The sequence below is a fragment of the Mycolicibacterium nivoides genome (assembly GCF_003855255.1).
GTDB classification, from domain to species: Bacteria; Actinomycetota; Actinomycetes; order Mycobacteriales; family Mycobacteriaceae; genus Mycobacterium; species Mycobacterium nivoides.
The window spans coordinates 6,212,193-6,228,010 of the sequence record NZ_CP034072.1 but is presented as its reverse complement, the minus strand read 5'-3'; the positions used below and the strand labels follow the sequence as shown (position 1 = coordinate 6,228,010).

The 15,818-nt window shown below is 67.5% G+C and carries 15 protein-coding genes and 1 pseudogene; 7 read left to right on the top strand and 9 right to left on the bottom strand.

The genetic code is table 11. The annotated features are described in order from the left end of the window. The first annotated feature begins 178 nt into the window (after nt 1-178). A complete protein-coding gene (locus tag EH231_RS30320) occupies nt 179-976 on the top strand; it encodes a crotonase/enoyl-CoA hydratase family protein (protein ID WP_124713925.1) in 798 nt (265 codons plus the stop codon). A gap of 3 nt (nt 977-979) precedes the next feature. Here the strand turns inward: EH231_RS30320 and EH231_RS30315 are convergent, their stop codons facing one another. The 3 genes from EH231_RS30315 to EH231_RS30305 form a co-directional block, all read right to left on the bottom strand. Further along, complete coding sequence (locus tag EH231_RS30315; RefSeq protein WP_090433610.1) at nt 980-1,201, bottom strand: hypothetical protein; 222 nt, start codon at nt 1,199-1,201, stop codon at nt 980-982. A gap of 149 nt (nt 1,202-1,350) precedes the next feature. Further along, nucleotides 1,351-2,826, bottom strand: coding sequence for an aldehyde dehydrogenase (locus tag EH231_RS30310; protein WP_164481084.1), 1,476 nt, complete (start codon nt 2,824-2,826; stop codon nt 1,351-1,353). A 55-nt stretch (nt 2,827-2,881) separates the two neighbouring features. Continuing rightward, on the bottom strand, nt 2,882-3,670 hold the full coding sequence (locus EH231_RS30305) for a class I SAM-dependent methyltransferase (RefSeq protein ID WP_170856485.1): 789 nt from the start codon (nt 3,668-3,670) through the stop codon (nt 2,882-2,884). Between the two features lie 48 nt (nt 3,671-3,718). Between EH231_RS30305 and EH231_RS30300 the strand changes: the two genes are divergently transcribed. Then, entirely contained in the window at nt 3,719-4,888 is a 1,170-nt protein-coding gene (locus tag EH231_RS30300; RefSeq protein ID WP_090433615.1) for a glycosyltransferase family 4 protein, read from the top strand. A 67-nt stretch (nt 4,889-4,955) separates the two neighbouring features. Here the strand turns inward: EH231_RS30300 and EH231_RS30295 are convergent, their stop codons facing one another. Next, complete coding sequence (locus EH231_RS30295) at nt 4,956-6,626, bottom strand: MmpA family trehalose lipid delivery protein (protein WP_124713924.1); 1,671 nt, start codon at nt 6,624-6,626, stop codon at nt 4,956-4,958. A 17-nt stretch (nt 6,627-6,643) separates the two neighbouring features. Beyond that, nucleotides 6,644-7,840, bottom strand: coding sequence for a cell envelope lipid trafficking protein PgfA (gene pgfA / locus EH231_RS30290; RefSeq protein ID WP_090433619.1), 1,197 nt, complete (start codon nt 7,838-7,840; stop codon nt 6,644-6,646). A gap of 238 nt (nt 7,841-8,078) precedes the next feature. On the opposite strand from pgfA, the gene EH231_RS30285 reads away from it, so the two are divergent. Continuing rightward, nucleotides 8,079-9,197 (top strand): acyltransferase family protein, encoded by a 1,119-nt coding sequence (locus tag EH231_RS30285; RefSeq protein WP_164481275.1) that lies wholly within the window; start codon nt 8,079-8,081, stop codon nt 9,195-9,197. Between the two features lie 141 nt (nt 9,198-9,338). Here the strand turns inward: EH231_RS30285 and EH231_RS30280 are convergent, their stop codons facing one another. From EH231_RS30280 to EH231_RS30270, 3 genes are read right to left on the bottom strand one after another with little or no spacing between them, the layout of a single operon-like run. After that, complete coding sequence (locus tag EH231_RS30280) at nt 9,339-10,310, bottom strand: phosphotriesterase family protein (protein WP_124713922.1); 972 nt, start codon at nt 10,308-10,310, stop codon at nt 9,339-9,341. Between the two features lie 19 nt (nt 10,311-10,329). Beyond that, nucleotides 10,330-10,746, bottom strand: a complete 417-nt coding sequence (locus EH231_RS30275) for a PPOX class F420-dependent oxidoreductase (protein ID WP_090433625.1) — start codon at nt 10,744-10,746, stop codon at nt 10,330-10,332. Between the two features lie 11 nt (nt 10,747-10,757). Then, nucleotides 10,758-11,228 carry a MarR family winged helix-turn-helix transcriptional regulator gene (locus tag EH231_RS30270; protein ID WP_124713921.1) on the bottom strand — a complete coding sequence of 157 codons (471 nt, stop codon included), beginning with the start codon at nt 11,226-11,228 and terminating at the stop codon, nt 10,758-10,760. A 121-nt stretch (nt 11,229-11,349) separates the two neighbouring features. On the opposite strand from EH231_RS30270, the gene EH231_RS30265 reads away from it, so the two are divergent. After that, nucleotides 11,350-11,964 carry a class I SAM-dependent methyltransferase gene (locus EH231_RS30265; protein ID WP_124713920.1) on the top strand — a complete coding sequence of 205 codons (615 nt, stop codon included), beginning with the start codon at nt 11,350-11,352 and terminating at the stop codon, nt 11,962-11,964. On the opposite strand, the gene EH231_RS30260 is transcribed toward EH231_RS30265, so the two are convergent. Further along, complete coding sequence (locus EH231_RS30260; protein ID WP_164481083.1) at nt 11,961-12,278, bottom strand: GNAT family N-acetyltransferase; 318 nt, start codon at nt 12,276-12,278, stop codon at nt 11,961-11,963. The two genes, EH231_RS30265 and EH231_RS30260, sit on opposite strands and share 4 nt — an antisense overlap. Before the next feature lie 40 nt (nt 12,279-12,318). On the opposite strand from EH231_RS30260, the gene EH231_RS30255 reads away from it, so the two are divergent. The 3 genes and pseudogenes from EH231_RS30255 (at nt 12,319) to EH231_RS30245 (ending at nt 15,581) form a co-directional block, all read left to right on the top strand. Further along, nucleotides 12,319-13,905, top strand: a complete 1,587-nt coding sequence (locus EH231_RS30255; protein WP_124713919.1) for an MFS transporter — start codon at nt 12,319-12,321, stop codon at nt 13,903-13,905. Between the two features lie 54 nt (nt 13,906-13,959). Continuing rightward, a pseudogene (locus EH231_RS30250) lies at nt 13,960-14,635 on the top strand (TetR/AcrR family transcriptional regulator); the annotation flags it as partial. A 4-nt stretch (nt 14,636-14,639) separates the two neighbouring features. Further along, nucleotides 14,640-15,581, top strand: a complete 942-nt coding sequence (locus tag EH231_RS30245; protein ID WP_090433635.1) for a R2-like ligand-binding oxidase — start codon at nt 14,640-14,642, stop codon at nt 15,579-15,581. Nucleotides 15,582-15,818: the final 237 nt, after the last annotated feature.

Genomic DNA, 15,818 nt, shown 5'->3' with positions numbered 1-15,818 from the left:
TATGTCTTCCACCATAGAAATGATGGAATCCTCGCATGGTGTCGAGTATCCAACGAACATGCTTGTACGCAAGAGACTAGCAGGTGAACTGCTTCTGAACAGGTCCTCGCCGGGGTGACGGATCGAAGCAAAATTATGATGTCTTGCATAATTCTGTGAAGGGGCGTTGACTGCCCCTATGACGACAGACCCGGCCCTGGGCACCCTCACCCTGCAGCGGGATGGCCACGTCCTGCTGATCGGACTGAATCGCCCGGAGAAACGCAACGCGTTCGACGTCGCGATGCTCACCGATCTCTCGCTCGCCTACGGACTGCTGGAATCCGACGACGACCTGCGCGTCGGTGTGCTGTTCGCCCACGGTGAGCACTTCACCGCAGGCCTCGATCTCGTCGACGTGGCGCCGTATGTCGCCAGCGGTGAACTGCCCATGCCCGAGGGCGGACGCGACCCGTGGCGCCTCGACGGCGAGTGGACGAAACCGGTCGTCGCGGCAGCCCAGGGCCGATGCCTGACCCTCGGCATCGAACTGCTCCTGGCCGCCGACATCCGCGTCGCAGCCCAGGACGCCCGGTTCGCGCAGATCGAGGTGCTCCGGGGCATCTATCCGTTCGGCGGCGCCACCATGCGGCTACCGCGCCAGACCGGCTGGGGCAATGCCATGCGGTGGCTGCTCACCGGTGACGAGTTCGACGCGACCGAGGCGCACCGCATCGGGCTGATCCAGGAGGTCGCGCCGGATACCGATACGGCCGTCGCCCGAGCCCGGGAGATCGCGCACACCATCGCCGATCGCGCCGCGCCGCTCGGGGTCCGGGCCACCCTCGCCTCGGCGCACACCGCGCACCGCGAAGGGGACGCCGCGGCCATCGCCCGGCTGCGGCCCGTGGTTGCCGAACTGTTCGGCACCGCTGACGCCGCCGAAGGTGTGCAGTCCTTCATCGAGCGACGCGCCGCGAACTTCCAGGGCCGCTGAGAATCAGCCGGCGGCCTCCAGCGCGACCAGCGCCGCGGCAACCGCGAAGAACTTGTTGGACCCGAGCTGGCGCACGGTCTTGATGTTGAACGCCGCGGCGAGATGTTCGGCGTCGGCGTCGGTTACCCCGGCCAGTGCCGCGGGCGAGGCGTCCAGGATCTCCTTGAGCGACTTGTCCTCGTAGGCCTTGTCGAGCGACTTCGCCAGATCAACGGAAACTGCCATGGTGCCTCCTTGTTGTTGGGGCGCCCACCGTAGTTGCCCAACCTGAATGCACGCTGTCCATCTCCTGGCCGAGAAGACGCAAAACTGCCCCAAAACCGGTGTTCTGGGGCAGTTTTGCGGCTGTTCGCGGGGATGATTCCCCACGAGTTTTACTCCGGGGTGAAGCCGAACGGCAGCAGCACACTCTTGGCCTGGGTGTAGGCGTCGATGCCCTCCGGGCCGTTCTCGCGTCCGATACCCGAGTTCTTGAAGCCGCCGAACGGGGCGCCGGGATCGAAGGCGTACATGTTCACCGCATAGGTGCCGGTGCGGATCTTCGAGGCGATCTCGACGGCCTTGGGGAAGTCCGTCGTGTACACGCTGCCGGCCAAGCCGTACGGCGAATCGTTGGCGATGCGGACCGCGTCTTCCTCGGTGTCGAACGGAATCACCACGAGCACCGGCCCGAAGATCTCCTCCTGGGCGATGGTCATCGAGTTGTCGACGTCGGCGAACACGGTCGGTTGCACGAACCATCCCGAATCCAGGCCCTCGGGGCGGCCACCGCCGGTGACGATGCGCGCACCCTCTTCGACGCCCTTCTTGATGTAGCCCTCGACCCGGTCGCGCTGCTTCTCGGAGATCAGCGGGCCGATCATCGAGGCCGGGTCGTCAGGCAGGCCGACCGGCATCGCCGCGACGGCGGCGGACAGCTTCTCGACGACCTCGTCGTAACGCGACCGCGGTGCCAGGATGCGGGTCTGGCCCACACAGGCCTGGCCGCAGTTCATCAGGCCGGAGAACACCAGCATCGGCAGGGTCGAGTCCACGTCGGCGTCCTCGAGGATGATCGCCGCGGACTTGCCGCCGAGTTCCAGCGTGCAGGGCTTGAGCTTCTCGGCGGCGATCTTGCCGATCTCCTTGCCGACGCCGCTGGAGCCGGTGAAGGTGAACTTGTCCAGCTCGGGGTTGGCGGTCAGGGCGCGACCGGTCTCCGGTCCGCCGGGCACGACCGAGAGCACGCCCTCGGGCAGGCCGGCCTCGGTGAGCACCTCGGCGAACAGGTTGGTGGTCAGCGGGGTCTCACCGGCCGGCTTGAGCACGACGGTGCAGCCGGCGAGCAGGGCCGGACCCAGCTTGTTGCAGGCCAGGAAGAAGGGCACGTTCCAGGCGATGACGGCGCCCACAACGCCGATCGGCTCCTTGATGACCAGGGTCTGGCCGTAAATGCCGTCGCGGATGTCTTTCCAGTCGTACTTGTCGGCTGCGCCGGCGTAGTACTGCAGGCTCGACACGCCCGCGCCGAACTGCATCATGTCGACGATGGTCGGCGGCTGCCCGGTCTCCAGCTTCAGCAGGTGCTTGAACTCGTCGGCCCGCTCGTTGATGAGCTCGACGGCCTTGGCCAGCACGGCCTGGCGCTCCTCTGGCGTCTTGTGGGGCCACGGGCCCTCGTCGAAGGCCTTGCGGGCCGCGGCGCACGCGGCGTTGACGTCGGCCTCGGCGGCCAGCGGAACCTGGCCGACCTTCTCGCCGGTCGCGGGGGAGAAGACTTCGATGACCTCGGAGGTCGAAGGCTCCACCCAGTGGCCGCCGATGAACAGTTTGTCGAATTCCGTCCTTATGGCGGCTGCGCTTTGTGTCATGGGCGTCACATTACCCAGATTTCCCAGAAAAACGAGAACCTGTTCCAGTGGATGGTCAGGACGGCCGCAGAACCAGCACCAAATTGCTCACCAGGAACTCACGCAACCCTGGTACCGCGGTCATCCACCAGGCCCATCGTGGGTGGTAGCGCGGAAAAGCGGCGATCAGCGCGCCGGTGCTGGCGGCCCATTCAAGGCCATCGGCCGCCGACACCGCGAACAACGACGAGCCGTAGTCGTTCTTGGGGCGATGACCATGTTTGCGGGTGTACCGTTCGGCTGCCCGGGCCCCGCCCAGATAGTGCGTCAACCCCATCTCGTGGCCGCCGAACGGGCCGAGCCAGACCGTGTAGGACAACACCGCCAGGCCGCCGGGCTTCGTCACACGCAACATCTCGTTACCCAGCCGCCACGGGTGCGGCACATGCTCGGCGACATTGGAGGACAGGCAGATGTCGACACTGCCGTCCGCGAACGGAAGGGCCATCCCGGAGGCCCGGACGAACGTGCCCGATGCGGAATCGACAGCCGGGCTCAGGCTGGATGTCGCCGCTCTCGCGGCTCCGGCATGCGCCTCCCGAGGATCCGGCTCCACCCCTACGTATCGCATGCCCGCCTGATCGAACGCCGACGCGAAGTAGCCGGGTCCACCGCCGACGTCGAGGACGGTGCGTCCGGCAGGGGATTCCCCGGTGGCGGCCGTCCACAGATCGGTGGTCAAGGCGACGGTATCGGCGGCCAGCGCCCCGTAGAACCGGGCCGGTTCGCTCTGCTCGAACCGGAACTGCGCCAGAAGGCGCACCGACCGGCTCAGGGTCGCCCGGCGGGCGAAGTGCGCGGAGATGTCGCTGGGCTGCACCCGCCCAACCTACTGACCGGTACCCTCAACACGATGTCTGCCCGTCCTGATCCACGCCTGAGGAGCGTCCTGCTCCTGTGCTGGCGCGACACCGGGCACCCCCAGGGCGGCGGCAGCGAGGCCTATCTGCAGCGCATCGGCGCGTGTCTGGCCGACGACGGTGTCAACGTCACGTTGCGCACCGCGCGTTACCCGGGGGCGGCCCGCCGCGAGATCGTCGACGGGGTGCAGATCAGCCGGGCCGGCGGTCCCTACAGCGTGTACATCTGGGCCGGGCTGGCCATGGTGGCCTCCCGCGTCGGCCTCGGGCCGTTGCGCAGGGTCCGGCCCGACGTGGTCGTCGACACCCAGAACGGGCTGCCGTTCCTGGCCCGGCTGGCGTTCGGTCGTCGGGTGGCGGTGCTCGTGCATCACTGTCACCGGGAACTGTGGCCGGTGGCCGGCCCGATGAAGGGCCGGATCGGCTGGTTCGTCGAGTCCAAACTGTCTCCGCGACTGCACCGCCGCAACCAGTACGTCACCGTGTCACTTCCCTCCGCTCGCGATCTCAACGAGCTCGGGGTGGACTCCGGCCGGATTGCGGTGGTGCGCAACGGACTTGACGAAGCTCCCGGCCCGACGCTGGAGCTGCCCCGGTCGACCAGCCCCCGGCTCGTCGTGCTGTCGCGGCTGGTGCCACACAAGCAGATCGAAGACGCCCTGGAGGCGGTCGCGGCACTGCGTGCCGAGGTCCCCGGACTGCACCTGGACATCCTGGGCGGCGGCTGGTGGCAGCGGCGGCTGGTCGAGCACGCCGAACTTCTCGGCATCTCCGATTCGGTGACGTTCCACGGTCATGTCGACGAAGAGACCAAACACCGTGTCCTGCAGCAGAGCTGGGTGCATGTGCTGCCGTCGCGCAAAGAAGGCTGGGGGCTTGCCGTCACCGAGGCCGCCCAGCACGGGGTGCCAACCATCGGCTATCGCGCGTCCGGCGGGCTGACCGACTCGATCGTCGACGGGGTCACCGGGCTGTTGGTCGAGGATCGTGACGCCCTGGTGACGGGGATCCGCCAGTTGTTGAGCGACCCGGTGATGCGCGTGCAGTTGGGTAGCAAGGCTCAGACCCGCAGCGACGAATTCTCCTGGAGGCTCAGCGCGGACGCGATGCACGCCGTGCTGGGAGCCGTGCACGAGGGCAATTTCGTCAGCGGCTTGGTGTGAGCCGCTGAGAATGCCGGCGTAGCTTGACTTTGAAACCACGCACACCGCTACCCGCACAAATTCGGCGTCAGCTCAAAGTCAACGCGGAGTTCCGCACGCGCGGACGGCGCCAGAAACTGACCGCCATCCCGGCAGCCCCGCCGGCCAGAGCCAGCAGCCACACCAGGTGGGCAGCGATCAACAGGTTTCGGTGAGGTGAGGCCGGGTGGTCGCCGCCGATCCGGTACACGGCGATATCGCCATCCCGATATGCCACCGGAAGTTCCAGTTTCGCCGGCACACCGTTGGTTTCGACTACCAACCAGCCGACACCGGCGTCGGCCACCGTCTGTCGGTCTGCGCCTGAGCGCAGCAGGTCCTGCACTGCCTGGGCCCGCGTTCCCTCTCCGGGCACCACTTCGGCACCGATCACCAGATCGCCGGTGGACAGCACTTCGGCGCGCAGCCACCGGGGCAGCGGATCGAGAACCGGTGCGGCACCGGCCCAGTAGAACGACCGCATGCTGTCCGGTGGCAGCACTGCCACCGGTCGGGGATCGGCGTTGATCGCCGCCGCGGCGACGGTCCACCCGGGCGGATACTGCACGGCCCGCATGTGATTGCCCACACCCCACGCCAGATCGGGCAAGACCGCGATCAGCGCCGCGCAGGCCACCGCGGCCGATGCGGCCGGCGGCACCCGCAGCCGGCTCAACGTGACCGGCGCGGCGGCCGCGGCCAGCACGTAGCCCGGCATGGCCAGCGCCACCCATTTCTGTCCGTCCCGCACCACGCCGAGGCCGGGCACTGCCCGGATCGTCGCGTCCACGAACGCGAGCCCTGGGCCGGTAGCCATGGCTGCCGGGATCAATACCGCCGCGGCGGCGAGGATCAGCAGCGGTGCCGCCGTGCGGTTGCGCGCCACCACCGGTAGGCCGAGCGCGACGATTCCGAGTAGGACAGCGGTGGCAACCAGTGCGAAAAGCGTTGTGCGCGAACCGGGCACGGCGTCACCGTTCCAGATACCGGCGAGGCCGGCCAGGCTGCCGAGGGTGGCCAGCCCGGGCTCGGCGCGGGCCGCGAAGGCGTGAACTCCCACCGCCGACACCGGGGATGACACTGTTCCACCGACAGCCGCGGCCACCAGCCACGGCGTCGCGGCCAGCACGGCAGCCCCCAACCCGAGCCCTGCGACCTGCAGGCGCCGCCGGCCATCGCCGGGGGCCGCAACGCACACGATCGCGACGGTCGCCGCCAGCATCAGGCCCGTCGGCGTCAACCCGGCGAGCGCGATCCAGAACAGCAGGCCCCACACCGGCCCCGTCTCCGGCTTGCCCCGCAGGCGCAGCACGCACACCGCCACCCAGGGCAGGCAGCCGTAGCCGACCAGCAGGCTCCAGTGCCCCTGCAGCAACCGCTCGGCCACGTACGGATTCCAGATGGCCAGCGTCGCCGCGATGAACTGACCCGGCAAGCCGGGTCCCAGGACGGTCGAGGCCAGCCGCGCGGCTCCCCAGCCGGCCAGCCACAGACCCGCCACCAACATGATCTTGACGACCACCCCGCCGTCGAGCACGGCGGAGGTCAGCGCGACAAAGAAGTCCTGCGGCAGCGCCCTCGGTGCGGCTTCGGTCAACCCCAGCGCCGCGTCGGTCAGATGCGACCGCGGGGTGGAGACCGCGTCGCGCAAAAGCAGATAACCGGGCCCCAACAGGGGCCCGGTTATCGACAACGACAGTGCCAGCGCATAGGCCGGCAGCAGAGCAGAGCGCAGGCTCAGATCGGCCGGTCCGGTGGTAGGTCGGACGGTCGTTGAGCGGGTAGTTTCTCCGTCTTCGCCTCAGCGCCGGGAACCTGGAAGCCCTGGGTGTCGAAGAAGCCGTGATCGGCGGTGTCGAGTCCCGGATCGATCAGGGTGGACTCGGCACGTACTGCGAACGACCCCACCACGGCGCCACCGATGAGTGCCAGCAGGCCCAGCGCGGTGAACGTGATCGGCAGGACGCGGGTCCACAGTGACACCCGGTCGCGCTCATCCTGAGCGGCCGCGACCTGGGACTCCACGGTCTCCTCGTTGTAGGTGACCTTGTAGTCGACGTAGGTCACCTCGGGCTTGAGCGCGTCACGTGCGTAGTACTGGTAGCCGTGGTCCTGCGCCTTGACGATGGTGCCGGACACCGGGTCGACCCAGAAGGTGCGCTGCGCGGCGTAGAAGCGGTCCATCGTGATCCGCTCGTCGGGTTCGCCGGGCACGCCCCACATCTCGGGGCTCGCGGTGACCGAGCTGTCGGCGTCGTCTTCGTAGAGCGAGGAGTACTTGACCGGCTCGGCGAGCTTGCCGTCGGAGTCGTAGCCCACGTTCTGGATGAACCGGTAGGTGGTCAACCCGTTGACGTCTTCTTCACCGTCGTAGTTCGCGTCGAACGGCTTCTGCGCGATCGGGTCGAAGAACGGGTACGTCTTCTTCTCGGTGTCGAACGGGAACCGGTAGGTCAGGCCCTCGTGCGGCAGCGCCACGTTCGTCGGCGGCTTCTCGTCCTCGATGGCCCGCGGCTTCTGCAGCGCGCCGCCCGGGTTGTTGTCGCTGGACACGGCCAGCGCGGTGCTGCGGTTCATCGTGACGGTGTCAACCATCGCCAACAGCAGACCGGAGTCCTTCTGCTGGTCCGTGCGCCGCAGTGTGCTGCCCACTTGCAGCGTCACCACCTCGGCGTTCGACGGTGATTCCACGCTGACCTGTTGCTGGAGGGCGACCGGCACGTTGCGGTCCACCGAGAACTTCGGTGCCACCAGCGATGCCGGATCGAAAGCGGTCGCGGTTCCATCGCTGACCAGGCTGGCATCCAGATTGAGCGGGATCTTGGCGATCTTGCCCTTGGTATAGGTGGTCAGCAACAGTGCGGCGATGAGCAGAGCAGCACCCAGCCCCATCAGTCCACATGCCGCGATACGCAGCGCCACTGCGCGGTTCAAACCGGGCCTCCTTCGGTGTGGGCCAACTCGTCGTGAGGCAAACCCGTTCGACCCTAACAGCACTATTTAAGGCCATCACTTACTCCGGTGGCACGCCGCGGGTGCATTAACCCGCAGTTTGGCGGGGTTGCCACGGCGCGGCACACTGGTCGCCGTGGCCACCCGAGCATCGGACCCGGAAACCGGTCCGGATGTAGAGGTCGGAGGAACCCGCAGCTTCCTGCCGGCCGTCGAAGGCATGCGCGCGTGCGCGGCCATGGGTGTGGTTCTCACCCACGTCGCCTTCCAGACCGGACACACCACCGGGGTGAGCGGCCGGTTCTTCGGCCGGTTCGACCTCGCGGTCGCCGTGTTCTTCGCGCTCTCGGGGTTCCTGCTGTGGCGCGGCCATGCCGCGGCGGCGCGAGGGTTGCGCCCTCGCCCGCGCACCGGCCATTACCTGCGATCCCGCATCGTGCGCATCATGCCCGGCTATGTGGTCGCCGTCGTGGTGATCATCCTGCTGCTTCCGGAGGCCAAGGCCGATCTGACGGTGTGGCTGGCGAACCTGACCCTGACCCAGATCTATGTGCCGTTGACGCTGACCGCGGGGCTGACCCAGATGTGGAGCCTGTCGGTCGAGGTCAGTTTCTATCTTGCGTTGCCGGTACTGGCGCTGCTGGCACGGCGGTTGCCGGTGCGGGCCCGCGTCGGCGTGATCATCGCGTTGGCGGCGCTGAGCCTGTTGTGGGTACGCATCCCGTTCTCCGGCACCACCGGACTCAACCCGTGGAACTGGCCGCCGGCGTTCTTCTCCTGGTTCGCCGCGGGCATGGTGCTCGCTGAACTCACGGTGAGTCCATTCGGCTGGGTGCACCGGTTGGCCCGGCGCCGGATCCTGATGGGCGTCATCGCCGCGGTGGCATTCGGGATCGCGGCCTCGCCGCTGGCCGGGCTGGAAGGGCTGCGCCCGGGCTCGGTCGGCCAGGTGACGCTGAAGACCGCGATGGGCGCGATCGTCGCGGGCGCGCTGCTGGCACCGCTGGTCCTCGATCACCCCGACACCAGGCACCCGATTCTGGGCAACCGGGTGATGGTGACGCTGGGCCGCTGGTCGTACGGGCTGTTCGTCTGGCATCTGGCGGCATTGGCCATGGTGTTCCCGATGATCGGGGAGTTCCTGTTCAACGGGCAGATGCTGGTGGTGTTGGTGCTGACCCTGGTGTTCGGCTTCGCCCTCGCCGCGGTGAGCTACGCGCTGGTGGAATCACCGTGCCGGGAAGCGTTGCGGCGCTGGGAGTACCGGAACGAGAGCCCCGTGCCGCCGCTGGACAGCTCGATCACCGACGAGCCGGAGCCTGCCCCAGCCGCGCGATGACGTCGTCACGCAACCGCATTCAGCGTAGGAGCGGGCGAGTCGATTGGCGGAGCGGTCCAGTTCGGCGCGGGTGCGCGTGATGCCCTGGCAGGTCACCGCCGGCTGGTCGGGTGGGGGATCGGTGGAATGACGCCGGTCATCTCAGTACCCGCCCTTGCGGTCGAAGATCCGCCGTGGATTGTCCACCAGCATCGTGGTGATCTGGTGCTCGGTGACCCCGCGCTCACGCAGCGCAGGCAGCACATCGTTGTGGATGTGCAGGTAGTGACTGTTCGGCAGGGCGTGGGCGGTCAGGTCGTCGGGCAGTGCGTCGAAGTAGCACCAGGTGTCGTGCGAGAGCACCATCTTCTCGGCGTGGCCGCGCTCGCACAGGGTCGCGACGGTCGCGACCCGCTCCTCGAACGGGAGGTAGACGTCGACGCCGAAGCGGTCCATGCCGATGTAGGAGCCGCCGGCGATCAATTCCTCGAGGTAGCCGATATCGGTGGTGTCGCCGCAGTGGCCGATGATCACCCGGGACGGATCGACGCCCTCCTCGGCGAAGATGCGCTGCTGTTCGAGGCCGCGCCGGCTGGCCGCGTGGGTATGGGTGGAGATCGGCACCCCGGTCTGCCGGTGGGCCTGGGCCACGGCCCGCAGGACCCGCTCGACGCCGGAGGTGACGCCGGGTTCGTCGGTGGCGCACTTGAGGATCGCCGCTTTGATCCCGGTGTCGGCAATGCCATGTTCGATGTCGCGGACGAACATCTCGGTCATCGGGTCGATCTGGCCCGGAGCGGGCCCGTTGAAGTGCAGGGCCAGCGGCAGGTCGTTGTAGGTGTAGAAGCCGGTGGCGACCACGATGTTGAGGTCGGTGGCCTCGGCGATCCGGGCGATACGCGGAATGTAGCGGCCCAGACCGATCACCGTGAGGTCGACGATGGTGTCGACGCCGTTGGCCTTGAGTTCGGTGAGCCGCGCGATCGCATCGGTTTCCCGGCTGGCCTCGTCACCCCAGGACTCCGGATAGTTCTGGGTCAGCTCGGCCGTCATGATGAAGACGTGCTCGTGCATGAGCGTGACGCCGAGGTCTGCGGTGTCGATGGATCCGTGGGCGGTGTTGACTGTCGGCACGCCGCCGATGCTAGGTCGGTCAGTCCGCTGTGGGCGTGGATTCGGTCCAGTCGCGGGCGGTGGTGCCCACGCCGTCGAGTCCCCAGCTGATGATCCGGCGCGGCGCGATCCGGATGATGTCGCCGCTGAGCCCGCCGTCGGTGGTGCCCGCGCCGGACAATGCTGTTGCGGTACCACGGATTTCGATGCCGCGGGCATCCGGTGGCCGTACCGAGAGCACCGTGTCGACGATGAACGCCACCTGGGGGTTGTGAAGCACGTTGCGCCACTTCTGCGTCGACGCCAGGGCGTGTCCGACGATGTCGATGCCGGACCCGTCGGGACTGAGGTGGACGCCGACGGGGCGGATCTGCGGGTCGCCGGCGCGGCCGACGGTGCTCAGTCGTCCGATCGGCTGCTCGCGCAGGTAGGCCAGTTCGGATGCGGTGAACGTCATGGTGCCTGCTTTCAGTCGTCGTGTCGCAGGAGATCGGTCTGCAAGTGGGTGTGTAGCCGGGTGAATACCCGTTCGATGCAGTCGAGTTCGTCGGGCTCGATCTGGTCGAAGAACAGTTCGCGCACCGACTCGCTGTGCAGTGGCACGGCGATGCGCAGCGCCTCGGCGCCGGTGGCGGTCAGCACCGCGCGGTAGCCCCTGCGGTCCTCGGGGACCGATTCGCGCAGCACCAGACCCCGTTTGGTCATCGAGTTGATCTGATAGGTGATCCGGCTGCGGGAGAACACCATCTTCTCGGCGAGTTCACTCATCCGCAGGCGCTGATCGGTGGCGTTCGCCAACATCATCAGCAGGTGGTAGTCGATCAGGGTGAGATTCGTGGCCTCCCGGAGACGCTCGTCGAGCAGCGTTTCCAGGCGCAGGCTGGACTCGATGTAGGGCCGCCAGGCCCGCTCCTCGGCTGTGGACAGCTTGCGCGCCACGTTCCTCCAATCGGCCAACTGATTCAGGTTTGAACAGTGTGAAGCATCGCCTTGTCAATGGGTAAATATCGACCTACAGTCAATATAGTACAGATTTTAACTAAATGAAGGGACGGATGGCATGACTCATCGAATCGATTGGGACGACGCCTACCGGCAGCAGCAGACCCCTGCCTGGAGCATCGGCGCACCACAGCCGGAATACGCCGCGATCATCGACACCGACGGCGCCGTAGGGGGCGAAGTGCTCGATGCCGGCTGTGGCCACGCCGAGCTCGCGCTGGCGCTGGCGGCGCGTGGCCACACCGTCGTCGGCATCGATCTGAGCCCGACGGCCGTCGCCGCTGCAGCCGCGGCCGCGCAGGAACGCGGGCTCGCCGACGCGACGTTCGCGGCCGCCGACATCTCGTCGCTCACCGGGTACGAAGGGCGGTTCGGCACGATCTTCGACAGCGGGCTGCTGCACGCCCTGCCGGAAGAACTGCGCGACGGCTACCTGCGCTCGATGTATCACGCGGCGGCTCCCGGTGCCCGCTTCTACATCCTCGCGTTCGGCACCGGCGCATTCGGCGAGCACGACGGCCCGGGCCCCACCCAGTTCACCGAAGACCAATTGCGCGAAGAGGTTTCGAAGTACTGGCAGGTCGACGATATCCGCCCGGCCCAGCTGCACGCGGTCCTGCCCGAAGGCCGCACGCAGATGCCCGGGTTCCTGGTGACCGCGACGAAGATCTAGTTGGCGGCCTCGACCACGGCCAGCAGCTCGGGGGTGACGGGGTCGAGGATGTCGTCGAAGTCGTGGTGCTTCTGCACGTACTTGGCGACGTACGGGCAGACCGCCACGATGCGCTTGCCGGCCGCGCGGGCATCGGTCAGCGCAGCCGACACCAGTTCGGCGGCCAGGCCTTGTCCGCCGAACTTGTCGTCGATCTCGGTGTGGTAGAAGATGCGCTGGTCGCCGGAGTCGACGTAGGCCACAAGGCCGGCATGCTCGCCGTCGACGGTTATCTCGTAATGGCGTGCTTCGGGAATGTTGCGGACTTCAGCCATGTCCTCACTATGCCGCAGCCCCGCTGGCACGATCAGGCAGATGGCCGTCACCGCAACGTCGACGTGGGCGCCGTTGGCGTCGCCGATCTACCGCGCGCTGTGGATCGCGCAGTTCGTCTCCAACCTCGGAACGTGGATGCAGACGGTGGGTGCCCAGTGGATGCTGGTCGGCGATCCGCGCGCCCCGGTGCTGGTGCCCTTGGTGCAGACGGCAACGACATTGCCGGTGATGCTGCTGGCCCTGCCCTCCGGCGTGCTCGCCGATCTGGTCGACCGGCGCAGGCTGCTGCTGGCCACCCAGGCCGCCATGGCGGCCGGCGTGGCGGCGCTCGCGACCCTGACCGGTGCCGGGCTGGCCACCCCGACGGTGCTGCTGACCCTGCTGTTTCTGATCGGCTGCGGGCAGGCGCTGACGGCCCCGGCCTGGCAGGCGATCCAGCCGGACCTCGTTCCCCGCGAACAGATCCCCGCCGCCGCCGCACTGGGCAGCATGAGCTTGAACGGTGCCAGGGCGATCGGCCCGGCGATCGCCGGGGCGCTGGTATCCCTGTCCGGTCCGACCCTGGTGTTCACGCTCAACGCGGTGTCGTTCGTCGGCATCGTTGTGGTACTGCTGCTCTGGCGCCGCCCCGTCGCGGAACAGTTGTTGCCCGCCGAGCGGCCCTTGGCGGCACTCGGCGCCGGCGGCCGGTTCATCCGCAGGTCGCCGATGGTCAGGCGAATTCTGCTGCGGGCGGTGTTGTTCATCGCGCCGGGCAGCGCGCTGTGGGGCCTGCTCGCGGTGGTCGCCGACAGGCAGCTGGGATTGTCGTCGTCCGGCTACGGGTTGCTGTTGGGTGCGCTCGGGTTCGGGGCCGTGCTCGGTGCCCTCGTTCTGGGCCGATTGCAGTCGGTCTTCGGCCTGAACACGTTGTTGATCGTCGCGGCTCTCGGATTCGCCGGTGCCACTGCGGTTCTCGCCCTGGTCCACAGTTTCGGCATCGTCCTGGCGGCGCTCGTTGTCGGCGGCTCGTCGTGGCTGCTGGCACTGTCCACGCTCAACGCCTCGATGCAGTTGAGCCTGCCCGCCTGGGTGCGGGCGCGCGGGCTGTCGGTGTACCAGTTGACGTTCATGGGTGGTCAGGCCATCGGCTCCCTGGTGTGGGGGCTGGTCGCCGGTGCCACCAGCACCGTCACGGCGCTGCTGATCAGCGCCGGGCTGCTGGTGTTCTGTGCCGTGTCGGCGTGGTGGTGGCCGTTGCATGCGCGCACCGGTGATCTGGACATGACCCCGTCGGCGCACTGGCCCGAACCCGCCCTGGTGTTCGAACCGGAGCCGCCCGACGGTCCGGTGCTGGTGCTGACCTCCTACCGCGTCGAACCTGACCACGAGACTGAGTTCTTCGCCGCGATGGGCGTGTTGGGCCGGTCGCGGCAGCGCACCGGGGCCACGCAATGGCGGTTGTTTCGTGCCGTGGAGCGCGAAGGCGTGTTTGTCGAGGCCTTCGTGGTGCGGTCCTGGGATGAGCACGTGCGGCAGCACCGCACCCGGCTGACAGGTAACGACCTGGTCATCGAGCAGGCGGTTGAGCGTTGGGTCGAGGGCGAACCGGTCTCGCACCATCTGATCGCGGTGAAGACTCCTTGACTGTGAGGCCGATCACAGTAATATGACCAGTGGTCATACAGGCTGGAGAGTCAGATGCCGACGGTCACCTGGGCACGTTTGGATCCCGCTCGACGAGCCGCTGTGGTGGAAGCCGCGGAGGCGGAGTTCGGAGCGCACGGGTACTCGCGTGGAAGCCTCAACGTCATAGCCCGCCGCGCGGGCGTGGCGAAAGGCAGTCTGTTCCAGTACTTCGCGGACAAGCGCGACCTGTACGCCTTCATCGCGGACATCGGCAGCCAGCGCGTGCGGGTGTACATGGAGGATCGGATCCGCACGCTCGATCCGAACCGGCCGTTCTTCGATTTCCTGACCGACCTGCTCGACGACTGGGTGGCCTACTTCGCCGACCATCCCCAGGACCGTTCGTTGCACGCCGCGGCGAGCTTCGAGGTGGACACCGACGCCCGGGTCAGCGTGCGGACTGTCATCCACCGCCACTATCTGGAGGTGCTGCGACCCCTCGTGCAGGAGGCGCAGGCCCGGGGCGATCTGCGGGCGGACGCCGACGCAGGCGCGTTGTTGTCGCTGCTGTTGATGATCTTTCCGCATCTGGCCCTCGCGCCGTACGTGCGTGGGATGGACCCGATCCTGGGCCTGGATGAGCCCAGCCCCGAGCAGCCGACACTCGCCGTGCGCAGGCTCGTCGCAGTGTTGGCGGCCGCATTCTCACCGGCCACCGAAGCAGCCCACCAGACCTGAGGAGGTCAATTCCCATGTCACACACAAAGTTCGGTTCGCTGGCCAAGGGCGGTCTCAATTGGGACAGTGTGCCGTTGCGATTGTTCGCCGGGGGGAATGCGAAGTTCTGGAATCCGGCCGATATCGACTTCTCCCGCGACCGGGCGGACTGGGAGGCGTTGACGGACCGGGAGCGCGAGTACGCCACCCGGCTGTGCGCGGAGTTCATCGCGGGTGAGGAAGCCGTCACCAAGGACATCCAGCCGTTCATGAGTGCGATGCGGTCCGAGGGGCGCCTTGGCGACGAGATGTATCTGACGCAGTTCGCCTTCGAGGAAGCCAAACACACGCAGGTGTTCCGCATGTGGCTCGACGCCGTCGGGATCACCGACGATCTGCACAACTACTTCGACGAGCTCCCGGCGTACCGGCAGGTGTTCTACGAGGAGCTGCCGGAGTCGCTCGATGCCTTGTACAAAGACCCGTCTCCCGCAGCCCAGGTCCGGGCGTCCGTGACCTACAACCACATTGTCGAAGGAATGCTGGCGCTCACGGGATACTATGCGTGGCACAAGATTTGCGTCGACCGAGGAATCCTGCCCGGGATGCAGGAGCTGGTCCAGCGGATCGGGGACGACGAGCGTCGCCACATGGCGTGGGGCACGTTCACCTGTCGGCGCCACGTTGCCGCGGACGATGCCAACTGGGCGGTCTTCGAGGACCGGATGAACCAACTCATCCCGCTGGCGCTGCGACTCACCGAGGAGGGATTCGCCCTCTATGCGCCGGACATCCCCTTCGGCCTGGAGCAGGACGAGTTCATGCAGTACTCCGCCGACAAGGGCATGCGCCGATTCGGCACGATCAGCAGTGCCAGGGGCCGCCCGCTCGAGGAGATCGACCTCGACTATTCACCGCTGACGTTGGAGGACACGTTCGCCGACGAGGACGCACGGGCGCTGGCGGCCACCGCGTAGGCCCCGAGCGTGCGGTGTCGGCGAACCCCTCCGTCGCCGACACCGCAGCCGTGCGCACTGGATAGTGCGCACGCCGCGCGAACACAGCTAAGCCTGTTGGCCACGCTGTCAACTGACTGCGTAGTTACTGCACCCAGTCGTACCCAATCCAGGTCGGCCACCTGCCGTCCCCCACGCAGCAAAGCGATTTCCGGGACTGTGCAACGCGTGCCGGTACCGTAAGTACTGCATACCCAC

Excerpts from the sequence above, each read along its gene's own strand:
- EH231_RS30320 (WP_124713925.1), top strand. The coding sequence starts at position 179 with ATGACGACAGACCCGGCCCTGGGCACCCTCACCCTGCAGCGGGATGGC.
- EH231_RS30315 (WP_090433610.1), bottom strand. The coding sequence starts at position 1,201 with ATGGCAGTTTCCGTTGATCTGGCGAAGTCGCTCGACAAGGCCTACGAG.
- EH231_RS30310 (WP_164481084.1), bottom strand. The coding sequence starts at position 2,826 with ATGACACAAAGCGCAGCCGCCATAAGGACGGAATTCGACAAACTGTTC.
- EH231_RS30300 (WP_090433615.1), top strand. The coding sequence starts at position 3,719 with ATGTCTGCCCGTCCTGATCCACGCCTGAGGAGCGTCCTGCTCCTGTGC.
- EH231_RS30285 (WP_164481275.1), top strand. The coding sequence starts at position 8,079 with ATGCGCGCGTGCGCGGCCATGGGTGTGGTTCTCACCCACGTCGCCTTC.
- EH231_RS30275 (WP_090433625.1), bottom strand. The coding sequence starts at position 10,746 with ATGACGTTCACCGCATCCGAACTGGCCTACCTGCGCGAGCAGCCGATC.
- EH231_RS30265 (WP_124713920.1), top strand. The coding sequence starts at position 11,350 with ATGACTCATCGAATCGATTGGGACGACGCCTACCGGCAGCAGCAGACC.
- EH231_RS30260 (WP_164481083.1), bottom strand. The coding sequence starts at position 12,278 with ATGGCTGAAGTCCGCAACATTCCCGAAGCACGCCATTACGAGATAACC.
- EH231_RS30255 (WP_124713919.1), top strand. The coding sequence starts at position 12,319 with ATGGCCGTCACCGCAACGTCGACGTGGGCGCCGTTGGCGTCGCCGATC.
- EH231_RS30245 (WP_090433635.1), top strand. The coding sequence starts at position 14,640 with ATGTCACACACAAAGTTCGGTTCGCTGGCCAAGGGCGGTCTCAATTGG.